18 protein-coding genes are annotated in these 23,110 nt (G+C 38.9%); 5 read left to right on the forward strand and 13 right to left on the reverse strand.

Annotation, left to right across the window (positions count from 1 at the left end):
- The first annotated feature begins 357 nt into the window (after window positions 1-357).
- The 3 genes from pepT (at window position 358) to DK861_RS03590 (ending at window position 4,976) form a co-directional block, all read left to right on the forward strand.
- Window positions 358-1,611 (forward strand): peptidase T, encoded by a 1,254-nt coding sequence (gene pepT, locus DK861_RS03580; protein ID WP_109399272.1) that lies wholly within the window; start codon window positions 358-360, stop codon window positions 1,609-1,611.
- Window positions 1,608-2,975 carry a C4-dicarboxylate transporter DcuC gene (gene dcuC, locus DK861_RS03585; RefSeq protein WP_109399273.1) on the forward strand — a complete coding sequence of 456 codons (1,368 nt, stop codon included), beginning with the start codon at window positions 1,608-1,610 and terminating at the stop codon, window positions 2,973-2,975. Before pepT ends, dcuC begins: the two co-directional genes overlap by 4 nt.
- 678 nt (window positions 2,976-3,653) lie before the next feature.
- On the forward strand, window positions 3,654-4,976 hold the full coding sequence (locus tag DK861_RS03590) for an L-serine ammonia-lyase, iron-sulfur-dependent, subunit alpha (RefSeq protein WP_109399274.1): 1,323 nt from the start codon (window positions 3,654-3,656) through the stop codon (window positions 4,974-4,976).
- Between the two features lie 185 nt (window positions 4,977-5,161).
- Here DK861_RS03590 and yjiA read toward each other — a convergent pair whose 3' ends face one another.
- The 11 genes from yjiA to apt form a co-directional block, all read right to left on the reverse strand.
- A complete protein-coding gene (gene yjiA, locus DK861_RS03595; RefSeq protein ID WP_109399275.1) occupies window positions 5,162-6,142 on the reverse strand; it encodes a GTPase in 981 nt (326 codons plus the stop codon).
- 22 nt (window positions 6,143-6,164) lie between these two features.
- Window positions 6,165-6,371: a YbdD/YjiX family protein gene (locus tag DK861_RS03600; RefSeq protein WP_004245057.1), complete on the reverse strand. Its 207-nt coding sequence runs from the start codon at window positions 6,369-6,371 to the stop codon at window positions 6,165-6,167.
- A 60-nt stretch (window positions 6,372-6,431) separates the two neighbouring features.
- On the reverse strand, window positions 6,432-8,582 hold the full coding sequence (locus DK861_RS03605; RefSeq protein WP_006535035.1) for a carbon starvation CstA family protein: 2,151 nt from the start codon (window positions 8,580-8,582) through the stop codon (window positions 6,432-6,434).
- A 338-nt stretch (window positions 8,583-8,920) separates the two neighbouring features.
- A complete protein-coding gene (locus tag DK861_RS03610) occupies window positions 8,921-11,428 on the reverse strand; it encodes a TonB family protein (protein WP_109399276.1) in 2,508 nt (835 codons plus the stop codon).
- A gap of 15 nt (window positions 11,429-11,443) precedes the next feature.
- The gene (locus DK861_RS03615; RefSeq protein ID WP_109399277.1) at window positions 11,444-12,919 is read right to left on the reverse strand and encodes a DNA-binding protein; all 1,476 of its coding nucleotides are present in this window, start codon (window positions 12,917-12,919) and stop codon (window positions 11,444-11,446) included.
- Complete coding sequence (locus DK861_RS03620) at window positions 12,913-13,668, reverse strand: PP2C family serine/threonine-protein phosphatase (protein WP_109399278.1); 756 nt, start codon at window positions 13,666-13,668, stop codon at window positions 12,913-12,915. Before DK861_RS03620 ends, DK861_RS03615 begins: the two co-directional genes overlap by 7 nt.
- Window positions 13,668-14,336, reverse strand: coding sequence for a VWA domain-containing protein (locus DK861_RS03625; protein WP_196543904.1), 669 nt, complete (start codon window positions 14,334-14,336; stop codon window positions 13,668-13,670). The genes DK861_RS03620 and DK861_RS03625 overlap by 1 nt, the downstream gene beginning before the upstream one ends.
- A 244-nt stretch (window positions 14,337-14,580) precedes the next feature.
- Window positions 14,581-15,186, reverse strand: coding sequence for a recombination mediator RecR (gene recR / locus DK861_RS03630; RefSeq protein ID WP_069368552.1), 606 nt, complete (start codon window positions 15,184-15,186; stop codon window positions 14,581-14,583).
- On the reverse strand, window positions 15,186-15,515 hold the full coding sequence (locus DK861_RS03635) for a YbaB/EbfC family nucleoid-associated protein (protein WP_023580840.1): 330 nt from the start codon (window positions 15,513-15,515) through the stop codon (window positions 15,186-15,188). Before DK861_RS03635 ends, recR begins: the two co-directional genes overlap by 1 nt.
- 54 nt (window positions 15,516-15,569) lie before the next feature.
- Window positions 15,570-17,543 (reverse strand): DNA polymerase III subunit gamma/tau, encoded by a 1,974-nt coding sequence (dnaX, locus tag DK861_RS03640; RefSeq protein ID WP_072063647.1) that lies wholly within the window; start codon window positions 17,541-17,543, stop codon window positions 15,570-15,572.
- A 254-nt stretch (window positions 17,544-17,797) separates the two neighbouring features.
- Complete coding sequence (gene apt / locus DK861_RS03645) at window positions 17,798-18,349, reverse strand: adenine phosphoribosyltransferase (protein ID WP_109399279.1); 552 nt, start codon at window positions 18,347-18,349, stop codon at window positions 17,798-17,800.
- A gap of 137 nt (window positions 18,350-18,486) precedes the next feature.
- On the opposite strand from apt, the gene DK861_RS03650 reads away from it, so the two are divergent.
- Window positions 18,487-19,029, forward strand: coding sequence for a primosomal replication protein (locus DK861_RS03650; RefSeq protein WP_072063649.1), 543 nt, complete (start codon window positions 18,487-18,489; stop codon window positions 19,027-19,029).
- A gap of 11 nt (window positions 19,030-19,040) precedes the next feature.
- Window positions 19,041-19,205: a pleiotropic regulatory protein RsmS gene (rsmS, locus tag DK861_RS03655; protein ID WP_072063650.1), complete on the forward strand. Its 165-nt coding sequence runs from the start codon at window positions 19,041-19,043 to the stop codon at window positions 19,203-19,205.
- On the opposite strand, the gene mscK is transcribed toward rsmS, so the two are convergent.
- The gene (mscK, locus tag DK861_RS03660) at window positions 19,206-22,628 is read right to left on the reverse strand and encodes a mechanosensitive channel MscK (protein WP_109399280.1); all 3,423 of its coding nucleotides are present in this window, start codon (window positions 22,626-22,628) and stop codon (window positions 19,206-19,208) included.
- Window positions 22,629-22,754: 126 nt separating this feature from the next.
- On the reverse strand, window positions 22,755-23,108 hold the full coding sequence (locus tag DK861_RS03665) for a DsrE/DsrF/TusD sulfur relay family protein (protein WP_109399281.1): 354 nt from the start codon (window positions 23,106-23,108) through the stop codon (window positions 22,755-22,757).
- Window positions 23,109-23,110 lie beyond the last annotated feature (2 nt).

Here is a 23,110-nt window from a genome sequence, read left to right on the forward strand (position 1 = left end):
TTAATAAATGTCTTTAATTTTAAGAAAACATCCTAATCATTTTAAATAACATATATTAATTATGATAAAGATATAACTATAGATAAATTGATTTTTTATGATTATCTTTATTAAAAATAGAAACAACAAAGTAACAAAAACACTCCTCCCAATACAAAGCATGATTTTTTTTAATAAATAAAAAACCAAAAATTAAATAATCATCAACATTAAATTTTTATTGTAAAAATAATACTTTTTCTATAATTCCATATTGTTTTTTTTATGGTAAAAGTAGGTGTTGCCCTTTCCAATAAATGAGACAACTAAGCTTTAATAGAGAGAATACAAAAAAATCAAACACAATGGAGTCTTGTTATGAATCTCGTTGAACGGTTTATTTCTTATACAAAAGTTAACACCACCACTAATAGGGAAAATGGCGCTGCTGGCATTATGCCTTCGTCAGAAGGTCAGCGAGTGCTTGCACTACAATTGGTTGAAGAGTTAAAAGCGTTAGGTGTTGAAGATATTAAAATTCGAGATACCGCCATTGTTACCGCAACACTTCCTTCAAATCTTGATTATGAAGTTCCAACCGTTGCCTTTTTTGGTCATTTAGACACGAGTGCTGAACAAACTAATGATACTAAAGCACAAATTCTACCTTATAAAGGTGGCGATCTTTGCTTAAATAAAGAACTTGAGATCTTTTTACGTCAGAGTGAATTCCCTGAATTAGAAAACTATATTGGTGACGATATTATCGTAACCGATGGTACTAGCTTATTAGGTGCTGACGATAAAGCCGCTATCGCTTCTATTATGGATATGTTGCAGTACTTTAAACAGCACCCCGAAATTAAACACGGAACAGTTAAAATTGGTTTTGTTCCTGATGAAGAACAAGGTTTGCGTGGTGCAAAAGTCTTTGATACTAAAGAATTTGGTGCTGATTTTGCCTATACCTTAGATTGCTGTGGTATTGGTGAATTAGTGTATGAAAACTGGAATGCAGGTGATGTTGAAATCACCTTTACTGGCGCATCTGCTCACCCAATGTCAGCAAAAGGTAAATTAAAAAATTCACTGTTAATGGCGCACAAGTTTGTTGCAATGTTACCGGGCGGTGAAGCACCTGAATATACCGAAGGCCGTGAAGGTTATTATTGGGTTAAACAGTTAGCTGGTAATAGTGCGCGTACCGTATTAAAAATGGATGTACGTGATTTTACCGAAGCAGGTTATGCGCATCGCATGGCATTTTTAAAACAACTTTCAGATTATTGCGAAGGTTTATGGGGCGAAGGCTCTGTTACTTGTAAACTCGCTGACCGTTATGCCAACGTGTTTAATAGCCTACAAGGTGATAATCGCTACCCTATCGATATTGCTGTAGCGGCTTATGAAGCGAATGGCATTACTCCTCGCCCAATTCCAATGCGTGGTGGTTATGATGGCGCAGCCCTTTCTCAAAATGGCTTACCTTGTCCAAATATCTTTACTGGTGCTCATAACTTCCACTCTATTTATGAATATCTACCTGTTAAATCGCTTTACGCTGCCAGTGATGTTTTAAAATCTGTTGTGAAAATTACTGCTGAACGCTTTGCACCTGGAGCTAAAGCATGATCCAAATTCTTGCGGTCTTAATTGTCGTTGTTATTGTCGCTAGAATGATCTTGAAAGGATATAAAGCCGAGCCTGTTTTATTCGTTGCTGGTTTAGCCTTAATGGCGCTAACCATGATGTTTGGTTGGGGAGATATTCTTCCTAAAAATGTCAAAACAACGGGTATTGGCTGGCTAGATCCTTTTGAAGTCATGCGTGATCTCTTTAGTAGTCGTGCTGCTGATCTGGGTTTAATGATCATGGCATTAATGGGATTTGCGCATTATATGGATCATATTGGCGCCAATGAGGCCGTTGTACGTGTTGCAACTCGCCCATTGAAAAATATGCGATCACCTTACGTGTTGCTATTCTTCTCTTTTTTACTCGCGAGTATTTTGCAACTTGCTATTCCTTCAGCAACAGGGTTGGCCGTTCTATTAATGGGTACGATGTTCCCAATTATGATAGGACTTGGTTTATCTCCCGCATCTGCTGCCGGTGTGATTGCAACTTCATTAGGCGTTGCTTACACCCCAACGGCAATTGATGCTATTCGTGGCGCAAAAGCAGTTGACTTAGGGGTTGTAGAATATGTGCTTTATTACCAAGGACCTGCGGCGATTGCTACCGTATTAGCGGTTGGTATTACACATATCTTCTGGCAGCGCCATTGTGACCGCAAAGCCGGATTTGTACCTCAATTAGGCAAACTGTCTGAAGAAGTAAAGAGTGATAAAAATGTACCCGGCTTTTATGCCTTACTGCCAATGTTACCTATCATTATGGCAGTAAGTTCATCGAGCCTATTTGTTAAAGGTATTCACCTTGATGTCGTCACAATTGTATTGATTTCAATGGCGATTTGTATGCTGATTGAAACATTACGTTTACGTGATTTTAAGTCAGTATGTGCGGGCTTTCAGCATTTCTTAAAAGGAATGGGTTCTGCATTTAGTAATGTTGTTGGATTATTAGTCGCAGCAGGTGTTTTTGCCCATGGTATTAAAGTCAGTGGTGCAATAGACAGCCTGATCGTTATGGCAGAATCTGTTGGCCTACCACCATTTGCAATGGCATTGGTCTTCGCTATCGTAACATTAGCTGCCGCGATTATTATGGGTTCAGGTAATGCTCCTTTCCTTGCATTCGTTGAACTGATCCCCCAAATTGCCCATAGCATGGGTGTAAACCCCATTGCGATGATCTTACCAATGCAACAAGCGTCACATATGGGCCGAGGTATGTCTCCAGTGGCAGGTGTTATTATTGCTGTATCTAGTGGCGCAAAATTACAACCGTTTGATGTTGTAAAAAGGACTGCAATACCGCTTATGGTCGGTTTTGTATTCCACAGTGCTATTATTGCTATCTTCTATTATTGATAAATATACCTGAAGCAATATTTGTTGCTTCAGGTTATTTTCAAATAATAAACATATTAAAAATAGGAAGAGATATTTTATTGTTATTTTTATAAATAAAAAATTAGTTATATTTTATTGAAAATATATTTAACACTCACTTTTAAAATAGAAATAAAACAAATAAGCCAATGAAAATATTAACAAAATAATAAGGTGTTATTCTTATACACCAGAAAATAAAACGCCTATTATTTATTTCGTTAAAATGATGACATGATATTAAACCCACTCACTCATTGCCATTTATTTTAACTATTTTGAGTTAGCCCACATTAAGTATGATAATTATACTAGCAATAGAATTGTGTATTCATTCTATTGCCTTTTTATTTTACTTCACCATTAATGTCTTAAATTATCTTATTCACCTGCATTTTTCATCCCCTCTTATTTATATCTTTGGATACAAACGCATCTTCTCTTTTGCTGATAAATTACATTAATAAGTCAAAATGATTGCCATTACTTTATATGGAAAAAAATACCAACATAGAAGCTGTAAAGGGTAATATTTTCTAAAATTTTTTATAGTGATAGTAAATTCAGAAAAAACTTTCTCCAATAAATTCCGTATGATGTTGATATTAAAAATAGAATATCCCTTTGAATTCTCATACTGTTTATTGGATGCATGCCATGAAAGAACAATTATCTGCTCGTTGGAAAATATTAATAGCGGCAGTTAAACAACAAGTAAAACCCGCTTTAGGTTGTACAGAACCTATTTCGCTTGCATTAGCAGCTGCAACAGCTGCAAGTTACTTACAACATGCTATAACCCGCATTAGTGCAGAAGTCTCTCCTAATTTAATGAAAAATGGTATGGGCGTAACCGTACCAGGCACGGGTATGGTAGGATTATCTATTGCCGCAAGCTTAGGTGCTGTAGGTGGTGATTGTAAAGCAGGTCTTGAAGTATTAAAGAATGCAACACCAGAACACATTGAGCAAAGTAAAGCACTATTAGCTGCTGGCATTGTAAATGTTTCGATTAAAAAAGCGTGCAAAGAAGTTCTATATAGCGAAGTGACTGTTGAAGATGGCGAAAACAGTGCAACAGTCATTATTTCGGGCAATCACACCAATATCGTTAAAATCATTCATAATGGTAAAGTTGTTCTTGATAACACTTGTGATGGTGCAGAACAATCGGCATCGCCTTGCGAAATAAAAGAAACGTTAACCCAAACCAATACTCAAGAAATTTACCAGTTTGTGACCCAAATACCTGTAGAAGAAATTTCTTTTATTCTTGAGTCAGCGCACTTAAATGATGCATTATCAAAAGAAGGTTTGAACAATACTTATGGTTTACATATTGGGCAAACTTTGCAACGCCAACAACAGCGTGGTTTATTAGCAAAAGATTTATTATCAGAAATCATGATCCGTACATCTGCTGCATCTGATGCACGTATGGGGGGTGCAGTTTTACCCGCAATGAGTAACTCTGGCTCTGGTAACCAAGGGATTGCCGCAACGATGCCTGTTGTCGTAGTTGCTGAATATTTACAAGTTGGCGAAGAAAAAATGGCAAGAGCATTAATGCTTTCTCATTTACTGGCCATTTATATTCACCATAAATTCCCAGCACTATCTGCATTATGCGCGGCAACAACAGCATCAATGGGCGCGGCTGGTGCAATTGCATGGCTAATGGATGAACGCTATGAATCCATGGCTATGGCGATTAGTAGCATGATTGGTGATATCAGCGGTGTGATCTGTGATGGCGCTTCTAATAGCTGTGCGATGAAAGTCTCAACCGGAGCAAGCGCAGCTTATAAAGCTGTGTTAATGGCGCTAGACAACACCTATGTGACAGGTAATGATGGTATTGTCGCTCATGATGTTGATTCTACAATTGAAAATCTATGTGCACTAGCAAGCCGTGCAATGCAACATACTGATGTTCAAATTATTGAGATCATGGAATATAAAGCCGTTGCTAATGGCTAATTTGAGCATTTAAAAAAACACCCCATAATGTTGGTTATTATGGGGTGAAACATAAGATCCTAGGAACAGGATCCTCCTCAAGTCAGGAGCTTATCAATATTCGTTACTGCTATTTACGACTATACTACGGTTACTTCTACTACTTACTTCGTACTACTCTCTAACACTCACTACAGGGTATTGGGTTAATGTGCATTTTCTTGCGTACTTGGCATTAATGCATCAAAACTAGCTCTTATCTCATCTTCTGGTAATTGAATACCAATAAAGACCAATGTGCTTTGACGAGTTTCATCTTCATGCCACGGTCTATCCCAATCCGCACTATAAAGGCGTTGTACACCTTGGAATAACAAGCGATTAGGTTGATCTTTAATATTTAATATCCCTTTATAACGTAAAAGATTATCAGCAAAGCTTAATAATAATTTTTCCATTACGTCTGAAACTTCTTGTAACTCAACGGGATAGTCAAAAGTTAACACAATCGAATTGATATCATCTTGCTTTTCTGCCTGATAACGAAACAGGGGCTGTTTTACATCGAGATTATCGTTCAACATAAAACCCTTTACGTTAAACAGGAGTCCTAAATCAACTTGTCCATGAATAACGGTATGCACAGGTGCTCTGGCATTAATACGTCTTAACCGTGCCATTAATTCAGGAGAGGCTGGAGTGATATCTGTTTTTGTTAACAGAATCCGGTCAGCATAACCAATTTGTGATTGTGCAATCGTAAATTGATCCAGTTGTTGCTGAGCATGAACATTATCAACAAGTGTGATAATGCCATCTAATAAGTAGCGCTGGCAGATGATCTCATGAGAAAAGAAAGTTTGGCTAATAGGACCAGGATCAGCCATGCCAGTACATTCAATAACTAATCTATCAAACTCAATTTCACCGCGATCTAGACTGTCACATAAGTCTAATAGCGTGTTTTCTAATTCATTCGATTTACTACAACAAATACAACCATTGGTCAGTGTTTTAATTTGAGTGGCTCTATCACCAATGATTTCATCATCGATAGGTACTTCACCAAATTCATTTTCAATAACGGCAATTTTATATCCATGCTCTTCATTAAGCATATGGCGTAAAAGTGTTGTTTTACCTGAACCTAAAAAACCGGTCAGTATTGTCACTGCAATAGGTTCCATCATTTATCTCCTTTACGGATCATTAGCAACAGCGAAAACCGCCTTTACCATCACCACCGCCATAACGGGCTTCCTGACGTTCACGGAAAAACTCGTTATAGGTCATAACAGGCTTATCTGGATGGTTATCTTTCATATGCTGCACATAATTATCGTAATCAGGAATACCTATTAGCATACGTGCTGCTTGTCCTAGATATTTACCAGCTTGCCCTAAATTACCAAACATAAGTTTCTCCTAAGCCCCGCACTGGCAAGCCAGCGCGGGGGTTTAACCTATCTACCTAAATTAGTGACCTGAGGACACTTTTACATCTTTTGGCATAGGAACATACGGTGTTTCTTGTGCTGTTTCTTCTGGATTTTTACGCGCTTTCATTGCGGTACGGAAACCGTAGAAAATGATGCTGTAAACAACTAACAAGAATAGAATACTTAAACCAGCATTGGTGTAGTTATTAATTACAATATGATTCATATTGTTAATTTCAACCGCAGTTAAGTCCGCACCACCCGCTAAGATCTTAGCTTTGTATTCATTTGCTAAGTAGAAGAAACCTTCCATTTGTGGATCATCGCTGAAGAGTTTCAGACCTAATGCCCATGTTGTACAAATTAATAACCATACTGCCGGAACAACTGTCACCCAAATATATTTAGTACGTTTCATCTTAATTAAGATAACAGTACCTAATACCAGAGCAACCGCCGCTAACATTTGGTTTGAAATACCAAACAGTGGCCACAAGCTCTTAACGCCGCCTAATGGGTCAACAACACCTTGGTATAACAGATATCCCCATAAGCCGACACAACCCGCTGTACCAATCACACCCGGAATGAACGAGTTTGTTTTCTTCAAGTAAGGAATAAAGTTACCTAATAAGTCTTGAAGCATGAAGCGACCAGAACGTGTACCTGCGTCTAACGCGGTTAAAATAAAGAGCGCTTCAAACAAGATCCCAAAGTGATACCAGAAGCCCATATCCGCAGCAGGAATGATTTTATGGAACACCATCGCGATACCAACCGCTAAAGTAGGCGCACCACCAGCACGGTTTAATACGGAAGGTTCACCGATATCTTTCGCTGTTTGTAAGATTTCTTCTGGAGAGATAACAAAGCCCCATGAACTGACTGTTGCAGCTGCATGTACGGTAACTTCTTTTAACTGCCCCATGATAACAGCTGTATTTTCACCACCTAATTCATGTAGATTCGGCATTGTAATGCCTAAACCTGATGGTGGGGTATTCATTGCAAAATACAGGCCTGGTTCAATGATAGATGCAGCGACTAGCGCCATGATCGCAACGAATGATTCCATTAACATTGCACCATAACCAATAAAACGCGCATCCATTTCATTTGCGATAAGCTTAGGTGTTGTACCTGAAGCAATCAGGGCGTGGAAACCAGAAACGGCACCACAAGCGATAGTAATAAATAAGAATGGGAATAAAGCCCCTTTCCATAATGGCCCAGTACCATCGATGTATTGAGTAACTGCTGGCATTTTCAGTTCAGGGTTTAAAATCACAATACCCACAGCTAAACCAACGATAACACCAATTTTCAGGAAAGTTGCTAAATAGTCACGTGGCGCAAGAATTAACCATACTGGTAATAATGCAGACACGAAAGCATAACCAATAAGACCAAAAGTAATTGTTGTATCTTTAAAGGTTAACGCTGGGCCCCAGAATGGGTCGTGAGCAATAACACCACCAAACCAAATCGCTGCGATCAGTAAGACAATACCAATAACAGATACTTCACCGACACGACCTGGACGGATATAACGCATGTAGATACCCATAAACAGGGCAATAGGTACTGTTGAACAAACAGTAAATACACCCCATGGGCTTTCTGCTAATGCCTTAACAACGATAAGTGCAAGCACAGCAAGAATGATGATCATGATAAGGAAACAGCCGAATAAAGCGATAGTACCCGGAACTGGACCCATCTCTTTCTTTATCATCTCACCAAGTGAGTTACCATTACGGCGCGTTGAAATAAACAACACCATAAAGTCTTGTACTGCACCAGCAAGCACAACCCCAGCTAATAGCCAAAGTGTACCCGGTAAGTACCCCATTTGAGCAGCAAGAACGGGTCCAACTAAAGGACCCGCACCTGCGATAGCAGCAAAGTGGTGACCAAATAAAACATAACGGTTAGTTGGAACGTAGTTCAAACCGTCATTGTTAACAACAGAAGGTGTAGCTCGAGTTGGATCTAACTTCATCACTTTTTGAGCGATGTAAAGACTATAGTAACGATAAGCAACTAAGTAGACAGCAACAGAAGCAACAACTATCCATAGTGCACTGACGTGTTCACCACGGCGAAGTGCAACTACTGAAAGACAAAAAGCACCGATAATCCCGAGGATCACCCAAGGTACGTGCTTTAAAAATGCATTTTTGTTCATGAGACACCTTTTTTTTCAGGCAAGACCGAACAGCCAAAGAGTAATGCGGGACAGCAGAAAATTATTTGAGCGAATCTAAAAGATAACTACCCGCAGCGACATAATAAGAATTCTTACATTGGAATGGTGTGATTAAATCTCTTAGCGGTTGTATAAAGAATTAAGCGGTCTGTTTTCTGAGTTAAGTGGTTCTACTATTTTTAAATGGTGATTTTTTTGTGATCAAGATAACAAATTTATGACTTTCAATAAGTTAGAAAATCACTAAAAAGAAGAAAACCCCCTTTTCAACAACAAAAAAGGAGGTTTTTTATAACAATTATTTAATTAAATGGTAATTATTGGCTAAATTGAACTGATATCAAAAGCACACTACCTTTTCGAACTGGTGAACCATTAAAACGCCATTGATATGCAGCATCAATAACAGCATTATCTATGCTCATGTCACCACTACCAGATTTCAATAAAACCACGGTAGGAACACCTTGAGGATCAACATCAAGTTGCAAGATCATATCCCCTGTTTTAGGTGCTGTGCTAGGTGCCTTCACTTTCGGTAATACCTGATCACCACCATTGATATTGGCTGATGAGAAATCAATACTAAATGTCCGATTTGATTGCTCAATTTTATCGGTATTCAATGGTAAGCGAACAACTTTGCTATTCGGATCTGATGCGGGTATTGCACGTTGAGCTAATTGAATCTGAGTTAAATCAACACTGAGATAATCATCTTCAGGCTTAATTTCGATATCTTCAGGTAAGTAACGCATATCCATTCTTGCGCGCAAGGTCTGATAACGCTCTAAACGCACGCCTTCAAGTGTATCCATCACCATACGCATTTCTAACAGTTGCATAAGAGAACCAATACTTTCTGTTGACTTCTGCTGTGAGGCTTTAGCAAATGCACCCGCTGCAATTTCAGGATCTTCATCGAGCCATGTTATTCCCCAACCTAACCAGACATCTTCACGATCAGGATCTAATGCAATAGCCTGTTCAAAATGTGTACGTGCATTAAGTAATAAGGTTTGCCAATATCTTTTTTCTTGAGGATAAATATTAGGCGATCTTGCTAAATTATTTGTTCCTATGTTGTAATATTGCAATTCAAAACGCGCCACTGTTCTCACGATATCGGCATTATCTTGATGAAGAGCGAGCTTTTCATTTAAAAAGCGAATACTGTTATCCCAATTTTCATGATTATTCTCGCTATTAGGCAATGCCTGTAACTCCTTTAAGATTGCTTGTAACGCTGCCCGCTTTTCTTGCTGTTTTTGCGATAGTCTAGGGTAATAAGAAGCATAAGGATCATAGCTAGAGCGAGTTAGTTCTCTTTCATCGTCTAATTCTGGCGCTTGTTTTTTCAATTCTGAATAAATATTTTCGGTAAGTGTTATCCCTTTTGCTTCTTGTCTTGCGTAAGCTTTAACCAGTTTGATCAATGTTGATTGCAACTTAACAGCATACTCTTTCCAACCAAGGCGAGTGCTTTCAAAACGCACTGTTACACGTTGGCGATATCCGTCTTTATTAGGCATAAAACGCCAATGACGAGCTGCGCTCACGGCTTGATCATCAAAAGCATCAACACCACTACTGTTTTGCACCCAAAGCCCTGAAATGCGCCCTTGAGGATCGACATCAATGGATAAAATAACCTCTGCACGAGGGATATATCTTCTGATTGTTGGATAACGGATCTCAGTTAAGTTTTTTACTTCATTAGGTGATTCAACTATCACTTCTCCGGGATACTGTTTTTCCATCATTGAATGCATTTCAAGATAAGTGGTTAAATCATTATTTATTGCGTTATTCACTGGTAATCGTTGATTTGCCAACGTTGTGACATCTTCAGGAGGGGAGCTATTTTGTCGATAATAACGATCTTCAATAACACGCGCTTGTAATATCTGATAAATCTGACGCTGATTTTCAGTAAGCTCTGAAATTGCTTTTTTCAATAATTGTTGTGCTGAAACATCATGACGAGCTTGTTTAGCCTGTGTCAGTGTATCCGCTACCATTAACGCTAACATCGCTTTTTCAACTTGAGCATCGGGAGAACGATGAGCAATATAAGTCAGTGCTAAAACTTGCCATGCCTCAGGTGATAAGGGTGCAACAGCAATAACATTAATACCTGATTGCGTTAATTGAGCATCATGACTACTTGAAAGGGAAGCTAACGCCTGAGCAACCATAATCTCAGGTTGATTTAATAGCCAGTCGCCATAAAAATTGAGTGTTTTTAAAGCGTCCGTACGTTCTGGTGTGCCTTTTGTATGAACTAAATAAGCGTCTTTCGCTTTTGTCGCAGCAACCACATCATCACTAAAATAATCTAATCCTGGTAAAGCTATTCGTGTTTTTTCAATCGCGCTAAGCGATGCCAATGCTTTAGCTTGATTAGACCGAATAACTTTACGAATATCATCTTCACTATTAACAACAAAATAATGATAATTTTGCCATTCTGACTGCTCAATATTTTGTAAAACAAAACGACGACGATCTTCTAATTCATTCTTTGGGATCACCGAAAATGACACACCCAGCGCCATTAAAAGCACGAGTCCCCCACCGAATAAATAATAAATATTTTTAGCTCTCCACGATTGCAATAACATTACAATCGTCATAATAAGAGAACCTAGCCATAATCCCAGTAAGAAATTACGTTCATCAAAGCGAACCGATGAGGGGAGAATTTTACTATTAAAACCATCAATTAAGCTAAAAGTGGAAACCAAGAAGGCTGGCAACCAAAAAGGGAACAGTAATGTTATAACGCCAATAATAATCAGGATCAGCTTTATTCTTTTTTTCATGTTATTTCCCCTAAACTATGGCTTTCTTTTCAAAATATGCATTGAAGGGAAAACAAAAATAACTAACAAAATAATGGCTGAAACCATTAAAAACATCACACTCAACATCGTTATTAGTATTTGTTCAATATAATCCGCTTTGATTAAATCAGCGACCCAACTAGAGCCTAAACTACCGCTGACTCCTTGTGGAATAAAGTTCATCAGTAATAAACCCAAAACTACTGGGACTGTCATAGCAATAGCGGTATGTAAAATAACTTTAGGTACTTTGCTTATAGCTTGTTTTATAGCAACAAAAATTGCAGGAGGTTGCATCGGTTTAGACGGAGCTGTACGTATTGTCGCTTGTCTAGCAATAGTATTTTGTACTCTTGTTTGGCGTACCTGTTCTTGTTGCGTTTGATTTTGTTTTTGAGTTGTTGCAACTTGCTGTAACTGAGCTTGCCTTGCACATGCTGCACAGGCTTTACCCGCAAAATGCTGGTGGTTTTTATCTTTCTGGCAAACCAACATTTGCTGTTTTTCAGGTTGTGCGTATTCATACAGTGCCGTAGCCCATGTTTTAGCACTGGGTCTTAATGAAGGAGCTCCTGAAAATGCTTTATCAAAGAGTGTTCTTAATGTATCAGGTAATTGTTTATGCCCACTCGCTACACTGGGTGAAATTAAATTATGTGCTTTTATGCCATAACCATAAAAGCGCCCAGCAATACGTCTTGGAATATCCGTAGGTACAGTGTCATTTTTAGGGCGACCACTAAAAGGGTGGATACCAAAATTAAGCAACTGAAAAATAATTACAGCTAAAGCAAATCGATCTTGCCACTCTTCTTCTGCTTCTGGAATAGTTTGCTTGGCTTGAAATTCTGGCGCTAAATATTCAACGGTAAATTGCCCTGCAGGATAACGTGTATTTTCTCCTTGTATACTAAATCCATCACAATCGAGAAGAGACATATATAAGCTTGATTTATAAAACCGCAAATTCAACGGTTTCATATCGATAATACGGTGCCCTTGCTGATGTAAAGCGTCAATCAATGAGCAAAGGTTATATGCGAGACTGACTTTCGCGCCCATCCCAGTAGGTAAACCATGAGCTTTGGCTTGGCGTTCTTGAAGAATGTATTCCAACTCAATCGTATTTTTGACATCAAGTTCCGGCATCACAAAGCCAACAAATTGCTTTTGGCTATTATATAAACGTGCTTGAGGCCATGCGAGTTGGATAATAGGCGTACCGTTAACAGAAACAGGCTTTAATGCAGGTTCTAACTTCTGCATTGCCGTGATTTTTTTCAGATAATAGGCTTTATCAATTTTGTCATGATAAACTTTTGAGACTTGGGAAGGGACATTATTAATATGGCTAACGCTACCTGCACCACCGCTTTTTATCAAATCACCTATTTGATAAATCTTACCGTTTTCATCTTGTAATTGCCTAGATACTGATTGAGTTATCCCTTTCTTTCTTGCTTTTACCACAACTCTTCATCCCTGATGCAAATAACTAAGGTTTTATCATCGCCTGTGATTGAATGCGTTCGAGGATCAGCTAAAGTCCCTGCTAATGCCTCACTTCCGCTATCTTCTGAAACTGTTTTTAAATAACGGATCACAGGGGTGATAAACGGTTCATAAAGTGCATCACACGCTTTATTCATGGCAAAAGGCTGTACACCATCAGACATCAAAATAACTTGTTTTACTGGTTTGTTTAGAGGAATTACGCGTAAATGTGCATCCCAATTTTCTGACGTCACAAACCAAGTTTGATTTGCATATTCCCCATTTTCAGGCTGTGATACATAACTTGTACCATCGCAGTATTCCACTACAGCAATGCCATCACCTAAATGGAATAAATAACCACAATCATCACCAACCCAACATGCAACCAGTGTTGATGCATATTCATTAAGCGCACACTGTTTTATTTCTGCATATTCAGCCAATTGCAGTCGAATATCTTCAATAAGCTGTTTAGCCCCTTGTGTTATCTGTTTTTCGGTTAACAAATCAATGTTTGGCCACTCTGTAATGCGTAGCGTAAATAACCGAGCGACAAGCTGAGCGCCTTGTTCACTATAACGAGAGGAGCCTGCACCATCACAAACAGCGGCGATAAGATATTCACCTTTACGGCGAATAAAATAAGCATCTTGACAGGGAATTTGACGTTCTTGATGGGCAATTCCTGTCACCGATGCCCCATATGCTAACCAATCGTTCATCAAACAGGTACACTCGCCCAAGAATCCGTAGAAGGTAATTGTGCCGTGCCACCCGGTGTTGATTGAGACACCACTTGCATGCTGGCGCTTAGCCACAAGAACAACTCTTTAAATTGTAAACCTTTAAGCATTTTCACCCCATTAACACCATTACGGCTAAAACTGCCCATTACCTCTGCTGATGCACCATCAACCATGATAGGAAATACTGCTGTTTTTTGGCTTTCTTCTGCTTGACGACAAAGCTGTGCAGCCTGTTCCCATTGATCGGTTGGTACACCATCAGACATTAAGAATAGCCAAGGACGAGTATAAGCAACACCGGCTTGTTTAAAACGCTGTTTTTCCGCTTCTATTTCTTCAAGTGCCAGCGTGATAGCTTGCCCCATCGGCGTTGTGCCATTTGCCTCTAATACAGGCGCCGTAAAATCCATAGCATCTTTCCAATCACCATGAATAGTGCATTGGTCATATCCGCCATACTCAATCACTAAAATACGTACACGCTTTGCAGCAATAACGTCATTTTTTAGTTCTTGTTCAAGTAACTTAAGGCCTTCATTTAGTTGTTGGATAGGTTGCCCATACATACTACCAGAGCTATCTAGCACTAAGATAAGAGGGGTTCTTTGTTCACTATTATCAACCAAGGCTACGTCAGGGATCATAAGATGCTCCATCATTCAGTTATTATTTTTCATGATAATGGTTAATGTAACATAAAGACGCAAAATTCATCAGAAAGAAAAAAGCAATAAAGTGAAGATAAAAGATATTTCTTAAAAAAAACCGTCTTACAGCTTAATGGACTAATTTTTAGTTAAAACGGTACATTTTTTCGAAGTTTAAGATAAAAAAAAGCACCTCATACATTAAGTAAAGAGGTGCTTTTTTAATAAACTATTTATGATGTTAATAGTGGATTTTTTGGCGTCCAGCAATAGAGTGTGAAAGCGTTGTACCGTCGACCATTTCAAGCTCACCTCCCACAGGAACCCCATGGGCAATTCGGCTGGCAGCAATATCATACTGAGCACAAATCTCAGCAATGTAATTGGCTGTTGCTTCACCTTCAACAGTCGGGTTTGTCGCCAAGATCACTTCTGAAATAGTTTCTTGGCTTAAGCGCTCTTCCAGTCTATCTAAACCAATATCCATAGGCCCAATACCATCTAAAGGAGATAAATGCCCCATTAAAACAAAGTATCGGCCCGCAAACTGCCCTGTCTGCTCGATAGCATGAATATCCGCAGGACTTTCGACAACACAAATTTGCCCATTTTGCTGACGGCGAACATTGGCACAGATGGTACAACGCTCTTCTTCAGTAAAAGTTCGGCAATCACAGCAATGACCAATTTCAGACATTGCGCGTGTGAGAGCTTGTGCAAGTCGCATACCACCGCTTCTATCGCGTTGAAGTAGTTGGAAAGCCATTCGTTGCGCTGATTTAGGCCCGACACCGGGTAAACAACGCAACGCTTCCATTAATGATTCAAGAAGTGGGCTGGTTTGCATTAGAATGGCATCTTAAAGCCTGGTGGCAATTGCATACCGTTAGAAACAGAAGCCATTCTTTCTTTTTGTGTTTCATCAATACGACGTGCAGCATCATTAAAGGCAGCAGCAATCAAATCTTCTAGCATCTCTTTGTCATCTTCTAGCAGGCTAGGATCGATTTCAACACGACGGCAATTATGAGCACCATTGATAGTGATCTTAACTAAGCCAGCGCCAGATTCACCTGTCACTTCTAAGTTTGCGATCTCTTCTTGCATTTGTTGCATTTTTTCTTGCATTTGTTGGGCTTGCTTCATCAGATTACCCAAACCACCTTTTCCGAACATAATTGTCTCTCTTTGTAAAAGCCACACAGTATGAAGTCATACAACATGTTGCGATTAAACAGGTCGGATACTCTCTTCATCCAATTCAGCATCAAAATATTGCTGTAATGTTTGAATCGTTTTATCCGTAATAATCGATTGACGCGATAACGCCAATTTTTCATCATAAATGGCTTGTCGCCACTCCAACGGCGTTTTTACCGCTGGATTATCATCTTCTATAATTGTGAGTGAAATTGCTTTTCCATGCAATTCACTTAACGCATTAGTCAGCGTACGTAACGCATTTGCTGAATTTAAATGTTTCTGTTTAGTTCGTAAATGCAAAATAACGTTTTCTTCGCTTACTGTCTCTTTATACGCATTTAAGGCCAGTTGTTGCACTAATTTAGGTAGTGGCATTTTGTCAATTTCAGCCGCCCAAGCATCTCTTTCTTGCGACTCTTTAGCAATTTTCGCTGCTAATTCAGGTGTTTTTTCATATTCGAGAACCTCTTTGATCTCTTTGGGTGAAGAAACAACCTGTTCCGTTGACATGATTTCAGGGTTTTGCGGACGCCACTGATACTCTTCTTTTTTCTTTTTTTCAGGCGCATTAGTCTGACGCTTCACAACTTGCTGGCGTTTTTCACTCACGGCTGCTAGCCGCTCTAATGCACTAGCAGCCGGCTTAGCCCGATTAGGCGTCGCCGGTTCAGACTTTTTTGGCGGGGTTTGTTGTTCCGTCCCCTTGATTGCCTGCCTTGCTCTTAAAAGTTGTGCTGCTGGGCTGTTACCTAATGACGCACTCTTTTCTATAGGCGAAGAAGATTGGTGAGCCATTTGAGGCGAGTGAGTCTGTACAGTTTGCGGAGCATAATGTTCAGACATTCTATTCGTAGGTAATGATGCTGAAGGTAGAGTTTGTGCTAATGGCGCTGAAGGTATTTCATCAATCACTGTTTTAGGATGAAAAGCAAGCGCACGTAGCAGAGTCATTTCGACCCCCATGCGTCTATCTGGTGCATAAGCCAGTTCTTTTCGCCCGACTAATAAAGTTTGATAATAGAGTTGTAAATCTTGTGGAGAAACAGATTTAGCCAATAAACGTAGACGCTCTTGAGTAAATTGCTCTTGAGGATTTTCTTCACTAGGTAATAACTGCAACATGGCAATTTGATGTAATAATGAGAGGGTTTCCACTAGGAAATTTTCCCAGTCAGTCCCTCTTGAAGCGACTTCATTCACCAGCGACATGACCTGTTGACCATCCGCTTTTACCAACGCTTCAATCAATGCTAAAGGTTGAGCGTCATCAATAGTGCCAAGCATTTGGCTAACCACTTCCGTACTGACGACACCTTCGCCACTTGCAATGGCTTGGTCTGTTAAACTTAATGCATCTCGCATACTGCCATCAGCAGCGCGTGCAATAAGTTGACGTGCTCTTACATCATTTTCAATATGTTCTGCTAAAAGTACTTTTTCGAGTTGTGTTGCTATTTGGTCAATATCTAATGCTCGCAGATGAAATTGCAAGCAACGCGATAAAATCGTGACAGGTAATTTTTGTGGATCTGTCGTCGCTAATAAGAATTTAACGTGCTCAGGCGGCTCTTCTAATGTTTTTAGTAACGCATTAAAGCTGTGACGAGAAAGCATGTGAACTTCGTCAATCAAGTAGACCTTAAAACGGCCACGAGCTGGCGCATATTGCACATTATCCAGCAGTTCACGGGTATCTTCTACCTTGGTTCGAGATGCAGCATCGATTTCAATTAAATCAACGAAACGCCCTTGTTCTATTTCAAGGCAATTTGCGCATTGACCACAAGGTTTACTCGTAATACCTGTTTCACAATTAAGCCCTTTGGCAAATAATCGGGCAATAGTGGTTTTTCCGACACCTCGAGTGCCAGAAAAAAGGTAGGCGTGATGAAGTCGCTGATGATCAAGACCATTAGCTAAAGCAGTCAACACATGACGTTGGCCGACAACATCGTTAAAAGTTTGTGGGCGCCACTTACGGGCAAGTACCTGATAGCTCATTGATTCCGCTAAATTTGAACAAGATTTATCTCTATGCTAACACAGGGGCGACCTATTGAGCGAGATCTGTAAGAAACAAATGAGATATTAATGAAAGAACCAGCTGAAATAAAAGATAAAGTAAGAGGTAACAATTGTGCGGGCAATATACATTTATAAAAATAGAAAAACTTATAAACGATATATAAGCACCCGCACTCTTACTTGTGTTTACGATAAGAACTTCATTAGCCCTTTTCTAAACAGTGAAGAAATTAATGTCCTGGAAAATCAACCAGCGTAAAGCTGTGAATACCTTGTTTTTCTAAGCGTTGGATACCGCCTAAATCAGGTAAGCAGATAATGAATGCAGCTTCTGTCACAGTCCCGCCTAAACGGCGAATAAGACGAGCAGTTGCTTCAATGGTGCCACCGGTTGCCAGTAAATCATCAACCATTAATACTTTGTCTTGATCCGTAATGCTATCTTTGTGGATCTCTAAAGTATCTGTGCCATATTCCAAATCATAAGTTTCACTGAGCGTTTCGCGAGGCAATTTACCTTTTTTACGAACAGGAACAAAACCAACACCGAGGCGTAAAGCAACCGGAGCACCAAATAAGAAACCGCGAGCTTCGGTACCCACGACTTTAGTGATACCCTGACCTTGATAGTGTTCTACCAATAAATCAATGGTTGCCTGATATGCAGCAGGATTATCTAATAATGTAGTGATATCACGGAATAATATCCCTTCTTTTGGATAATCAGGAATGGTTTCAATACTGTCTTTAATAAATTGCAGTTGTTGCGCGTTAGCAGTCATAATCAGTGCCATAATAAAAAACGAAACGATAGAATCTATGCAATATGCCGTTAAAATGCAACAGAAAGCCAGTTAACAACTCTTTTTTGTTGCTTAAAGTCAATTCATGTTTTTATCAAAACAGGGACAAGAACCAGATGACTAAACCCGATCCTTTAAGCTTGTTTAAAAAACAGATAGACAATCTAGCCGAAACAATGGCGCCTATTGCAAACAAAAAAATTGCAGCACCTTGCTTCGACACAGCACTGTTCCACCGCCGAAGTGATTCTCTTGACGGCTATATGCAACAGATCCGCGATAATTTTACCCAGTTAATCGCTTGTGTTGAAGCACAACGAAGCCAGCAGGTTAAATTTCTGGCTACACAAATCCTACAACAAATAGAAGCATTAACTCGTGAATTATCGACACAAACACTAAGAAAGCAAGAGAACCAGCTTACTCAACGAAAAAAAAGTGTCGATTTATACCAAAAACTTGCCCAACATCAGGATTATGAACGTCGATTACAGGCCATGATCCAAGATAGAGAACTTTCATTAATGCAAGCACAGAGCTTTATGAAGCAACAAGAGTTACAAAAAGAGATTGCCGCTCTTGAAAATCGCCTTGCGCGCTGCAAAAACGCCTTGTTTTCTATCGAAAAAAACATTGAGAAACAAGAAGATAAATTTTAAAGGAAGTGATTATGAGTTTAAACGAAGCGCCAGAGTCTGTTCAATTGGCTGTCGATCTTATCTATTTACTTGAAAGCCACCATATTGATCCTAAAACAGCATTGGAAGCCCTCGAGATTGTGCGCCAAGATTATGAAAAAAAATTAGCGACACAATCTACTCATTCATCCCTTTAATTAAGCGAAAGGCGTATTAGCGTCAGGTGTTGAGCCATCAAGAGGACGTTTTATCTCTTGTACTTCATCACCTTGTTTATTATGCAAATAGACATCAAGTTGGTTAAACGCAATATTGATATTATTTTCATTACATAGCTTATCAATAGCGCGGTTAACTTCATCTATTGCAATACTTCTATCACCTAATGTTCTGACATAAAAACGCAATTCATGATTCAGGGTACTTGCCCCAAATTCAGTAAATAGCACCACGGGTTCTGGTTCAGTCATCACTCTGACATTATCTTTAGCGGCCTTCATTAAGATCGCTTTGACCTTATCGAGATCAGAGCCATATGCCACCCCCACCTGAATAATAATGCGTGTGACAGTATCAGATAATGTCCAGTTAATAAGCCGTTCAGTTACAAACGCTTTATTTGGAATAATCACTTCTTTGCGATCAAAGTCAGTCACTGTCGTTGCTCTAATTCGAATTCGGCTAACCGTACCAGAATAAGTACCAATAGTAACCGTATCACCAATTCTGACAGGTCTTTCGAACAAAATAATTAAGCCAGACACAAAGTTTGCAAAGATCTCTTGTAAACCAAACCCTAACCCTACCGTTAAAGCCGCCGCTAACCATTGTAATTTCTCCCATGCCACACCTAATATTCCCAGAGAGACAATGGTTCCAATAGCAATAATAACGTAGGTTAAAATAGTCGTAATAGCGTAAGAAGCGCCTTGTTGCAGTTTGATACGCGATAAAATTAATACCTCTAATAAACCCGGTAAATTTCGCGTCATAAACCAAGAGATTGCCATGATAGAAACAGACAATAAGAGATCAGCAACAGTCACGGCCTTAACCACATTACCGAGTTCTGTCGGTAATGTGTAATTCCAGAGCGTTATTCCATCTAAATAGGTAAACACAGTAATAAAATCAGACCAAATTCCATAGAAACTAGAAGCAAAGATGATAAATAAGATCATCGTTGTCAGTCTTAATGATTGCTGATTGATTAGATCCATATCCATTGGCGGCTCTTGAATCGGTTCAAGGCTGTTATCTTCACCTTCTTTTTTCTCTTTTAACATAGCTTGCCTACGTTCAAGCGCTCGACGATATGCAAGCCTTCTCGCCGCAACAGTTAATCCGCGCAAACTGGCGTGATAAGCAATAAACCACAACATAAGCAGATATAAGCTATCAATCCAGCGATTGGCTAAACGCAACGCCGTATAGTAATAACCAAAAATGACTAATCCCATTAAAATTAAAGGCGAGAATGTTAATAGGGTGATCACAACCGTTCTAACAACATGATTCCCCTTTTCTTGCCACATTTCGCGGCAAAACGGCAATGCACATAAACTAATGCAAAACAGTGAAATAATCGCAACCAACTGCCCAATCACATCGCCCACCAGCAATAATGGATTATTAATGCCATAAGCAGAAAGTAAAATAATCGGCAACATAGGAAAAGAAAGCCGTAATAAACGTTTACGGTTTTGTTGGACTCGCTCTACAGGAATTTTAAAATGTTTTACTGCAACACCATTGTCAGACATTAAGCGATAAGACCATTCGAACATCAGCCAAAATACCGCAAATTGCCAAGCGAAGGACCAGATAAACTCTTGTTGTACATTAAAGCTATTTATTAGCCAATATCCTATCGCTAAAACAAAACAAGACAGAGGTAAAGTTTTAAGAAAAACAATTCCCAGAGCAAGCGGTGTATGCAACTGAGAATCTTTATTAAGTTTATTTATATCCCCGTTCAGTTTTTCAAACTGAATATCAAGTTTTTTACGTTGCCAAATCAGTATTGAACCGAACAAAATTAACGCAATAAGAACAGGAAGTGATTTCTTAGCCCCGATCAGCAGATTTTCATTTGACCAATTGAGTTTAACACCTTGAAACTCAGCAACAGCCTGCGAGGGGAATGCTGAAAACCAATTAAGATTAATAGGCTTATTGCTGCTTACCCAGAAAATTTGCTGAGCCAATGTGTTTTCGAGTGAGCTGACCACACTACGCAATTGTTGTTGATCCATTTGTAGGTTAATCGAACCTGAGATTTGATTACCCAATTGGTTGTTGAGCTTATCAAGTAATTCACGTCTAGCATCAACAAGTAATTCTAATGCACTACGTAACTCTTTTTGTGCATTAGGATCGGATGCTTCAGGATGAGCAACTTGATATTCATGCATCAACTGATCAATATAAACACTGGGCTGTATTATTTGATCGCGTTGTTTGTTTATTTCAAACTGCTCTAAGCGTAAGTCCGCAATTTTATCGGGCAGGTTATTAATAAAAATACCATCCGGTAAATCAACTTGCTCTTCAAATAAGATACGAGAAAGCAATAAGCTTCCTTTGAGAACATCAATTTGTTCTTTTAAATTTCGTTCAGATTGAATAGCTCTGTCTAAACGATTTTTGACCATTAAACTATGGCGATTTAACTCATTATTATTTTGTGTTGTAACAATCAACTTATCACTAAGATGTTTATTGATTTCTGTTTGTGCTAAATAAAAAGGATTGCTATTAATTTCCTGATTTTCAAGTCCTGTACTTTGCGCTTCTTTCGCCGTTTCTTCTGAACTATCTAAACGCTTATCACTAATCTCTTCTTGAATGAGTTGAGCATGTTCTTGGGAAAGGTCGATGTAAGCAGAACTATAATCACGTTGGAGCTGTAATAGGCTTTGTAGCTGCACATTAAATTGTAAGGTGCGTTTTTGATAATTATTCTGTTGTTGAAGATAATATTGTTCTAATTGCAATAATTGTACTGCTGAAGGTCGCATTTGTGCTTTATCTGCACTACTTTTATTCAATGATATTCTTATTTGTTGCAGTCTTTCTGAGTTATTAAATAAAACAGATTGTGCTCTTTCTGGTTGTGTTTGTAACACAATAAGTTCATTGCTGTAATTCGCTAAATCGTCTTGCGCTTTTTGTAATGATTGTAAGACAGTCTCTAATTGTGATTCTAATGTTGCTAAAGGTAATGCTTCTAGTGACTTTTGATAGTCGCCTACTTCTTTATTAGCGACTTTCTGTTTTAACTGATTAAGTTGATATTGTGCATTACGCAGCTTTTCAGGTAATTGCTCTACGGTTTTATCATAGCTTGCTAATTTTTTTTCTAGCTGTTGAATATTATCAAGTAATAAAAGAGATTGTTCTAAGTCAGCAATCGTTAATTTATCTTCTGCACTTAACTCGCTACGTTTGTTTAATAAATTAAGCTGGTTTTGAATACTTTCTTGAGTGGGTAAATTACTGGGTACTGCAGCTAAAACTGAGTTAATGGAGAAACTCAAAAAAACAAACATAATAATCGTGGCGAAAATAGTCGTCACTATTCGATTATCGAACTGAGAAAAAAAAGTTTGAGTGCGCATAGTTAAGCAACTTGTTCAATTAATATTGAAAAACTGTTTATCATTATAATCCAATTGCTTTAAATTGGCATTGTAAACAGCACAAGTTGCTTGGCCTGTTTCTCGCCCGAGAAAACGAAATGATGATCAGAAAGTCAGGACTTTATCAGCATCTAGTGTCCACTGAGCTAAATCCACTAACGTGCCTAATTCTGCACCATCAACAAGTGGTAGCTCACTGATACCACGAGTGTCTGTACAGGTTTTGCATAGTTTAACAGGCACATTTTGTGCTGTTAAAATTTCCAGCATTTGCTGTAAGTTATAACCTTCTTTAGGTTGTTGACGCGCTAAAGCCCCAGTCACTGCGTCTGACATTAAAAAAATATTTAATTCAGTTTCTGGATGCTGTTCTTTCAATGTTATTGATAAACGCAGTGCGTTAAATAATGATTCATTGCCATAAGCCGCACCATTAGCAATAACTAATATCTTACTCATAA

Source organism: Proteus sp. TJ1640 (assembly GCF_003144445.1).
In the GTDB taxonomy this organism is placed as follows: Bacteria; Pseudomonadota; Gammaproteobacteria; order Enterobacterales; family Enterobacteriaceae; genus Proteus; species Proteus penneri.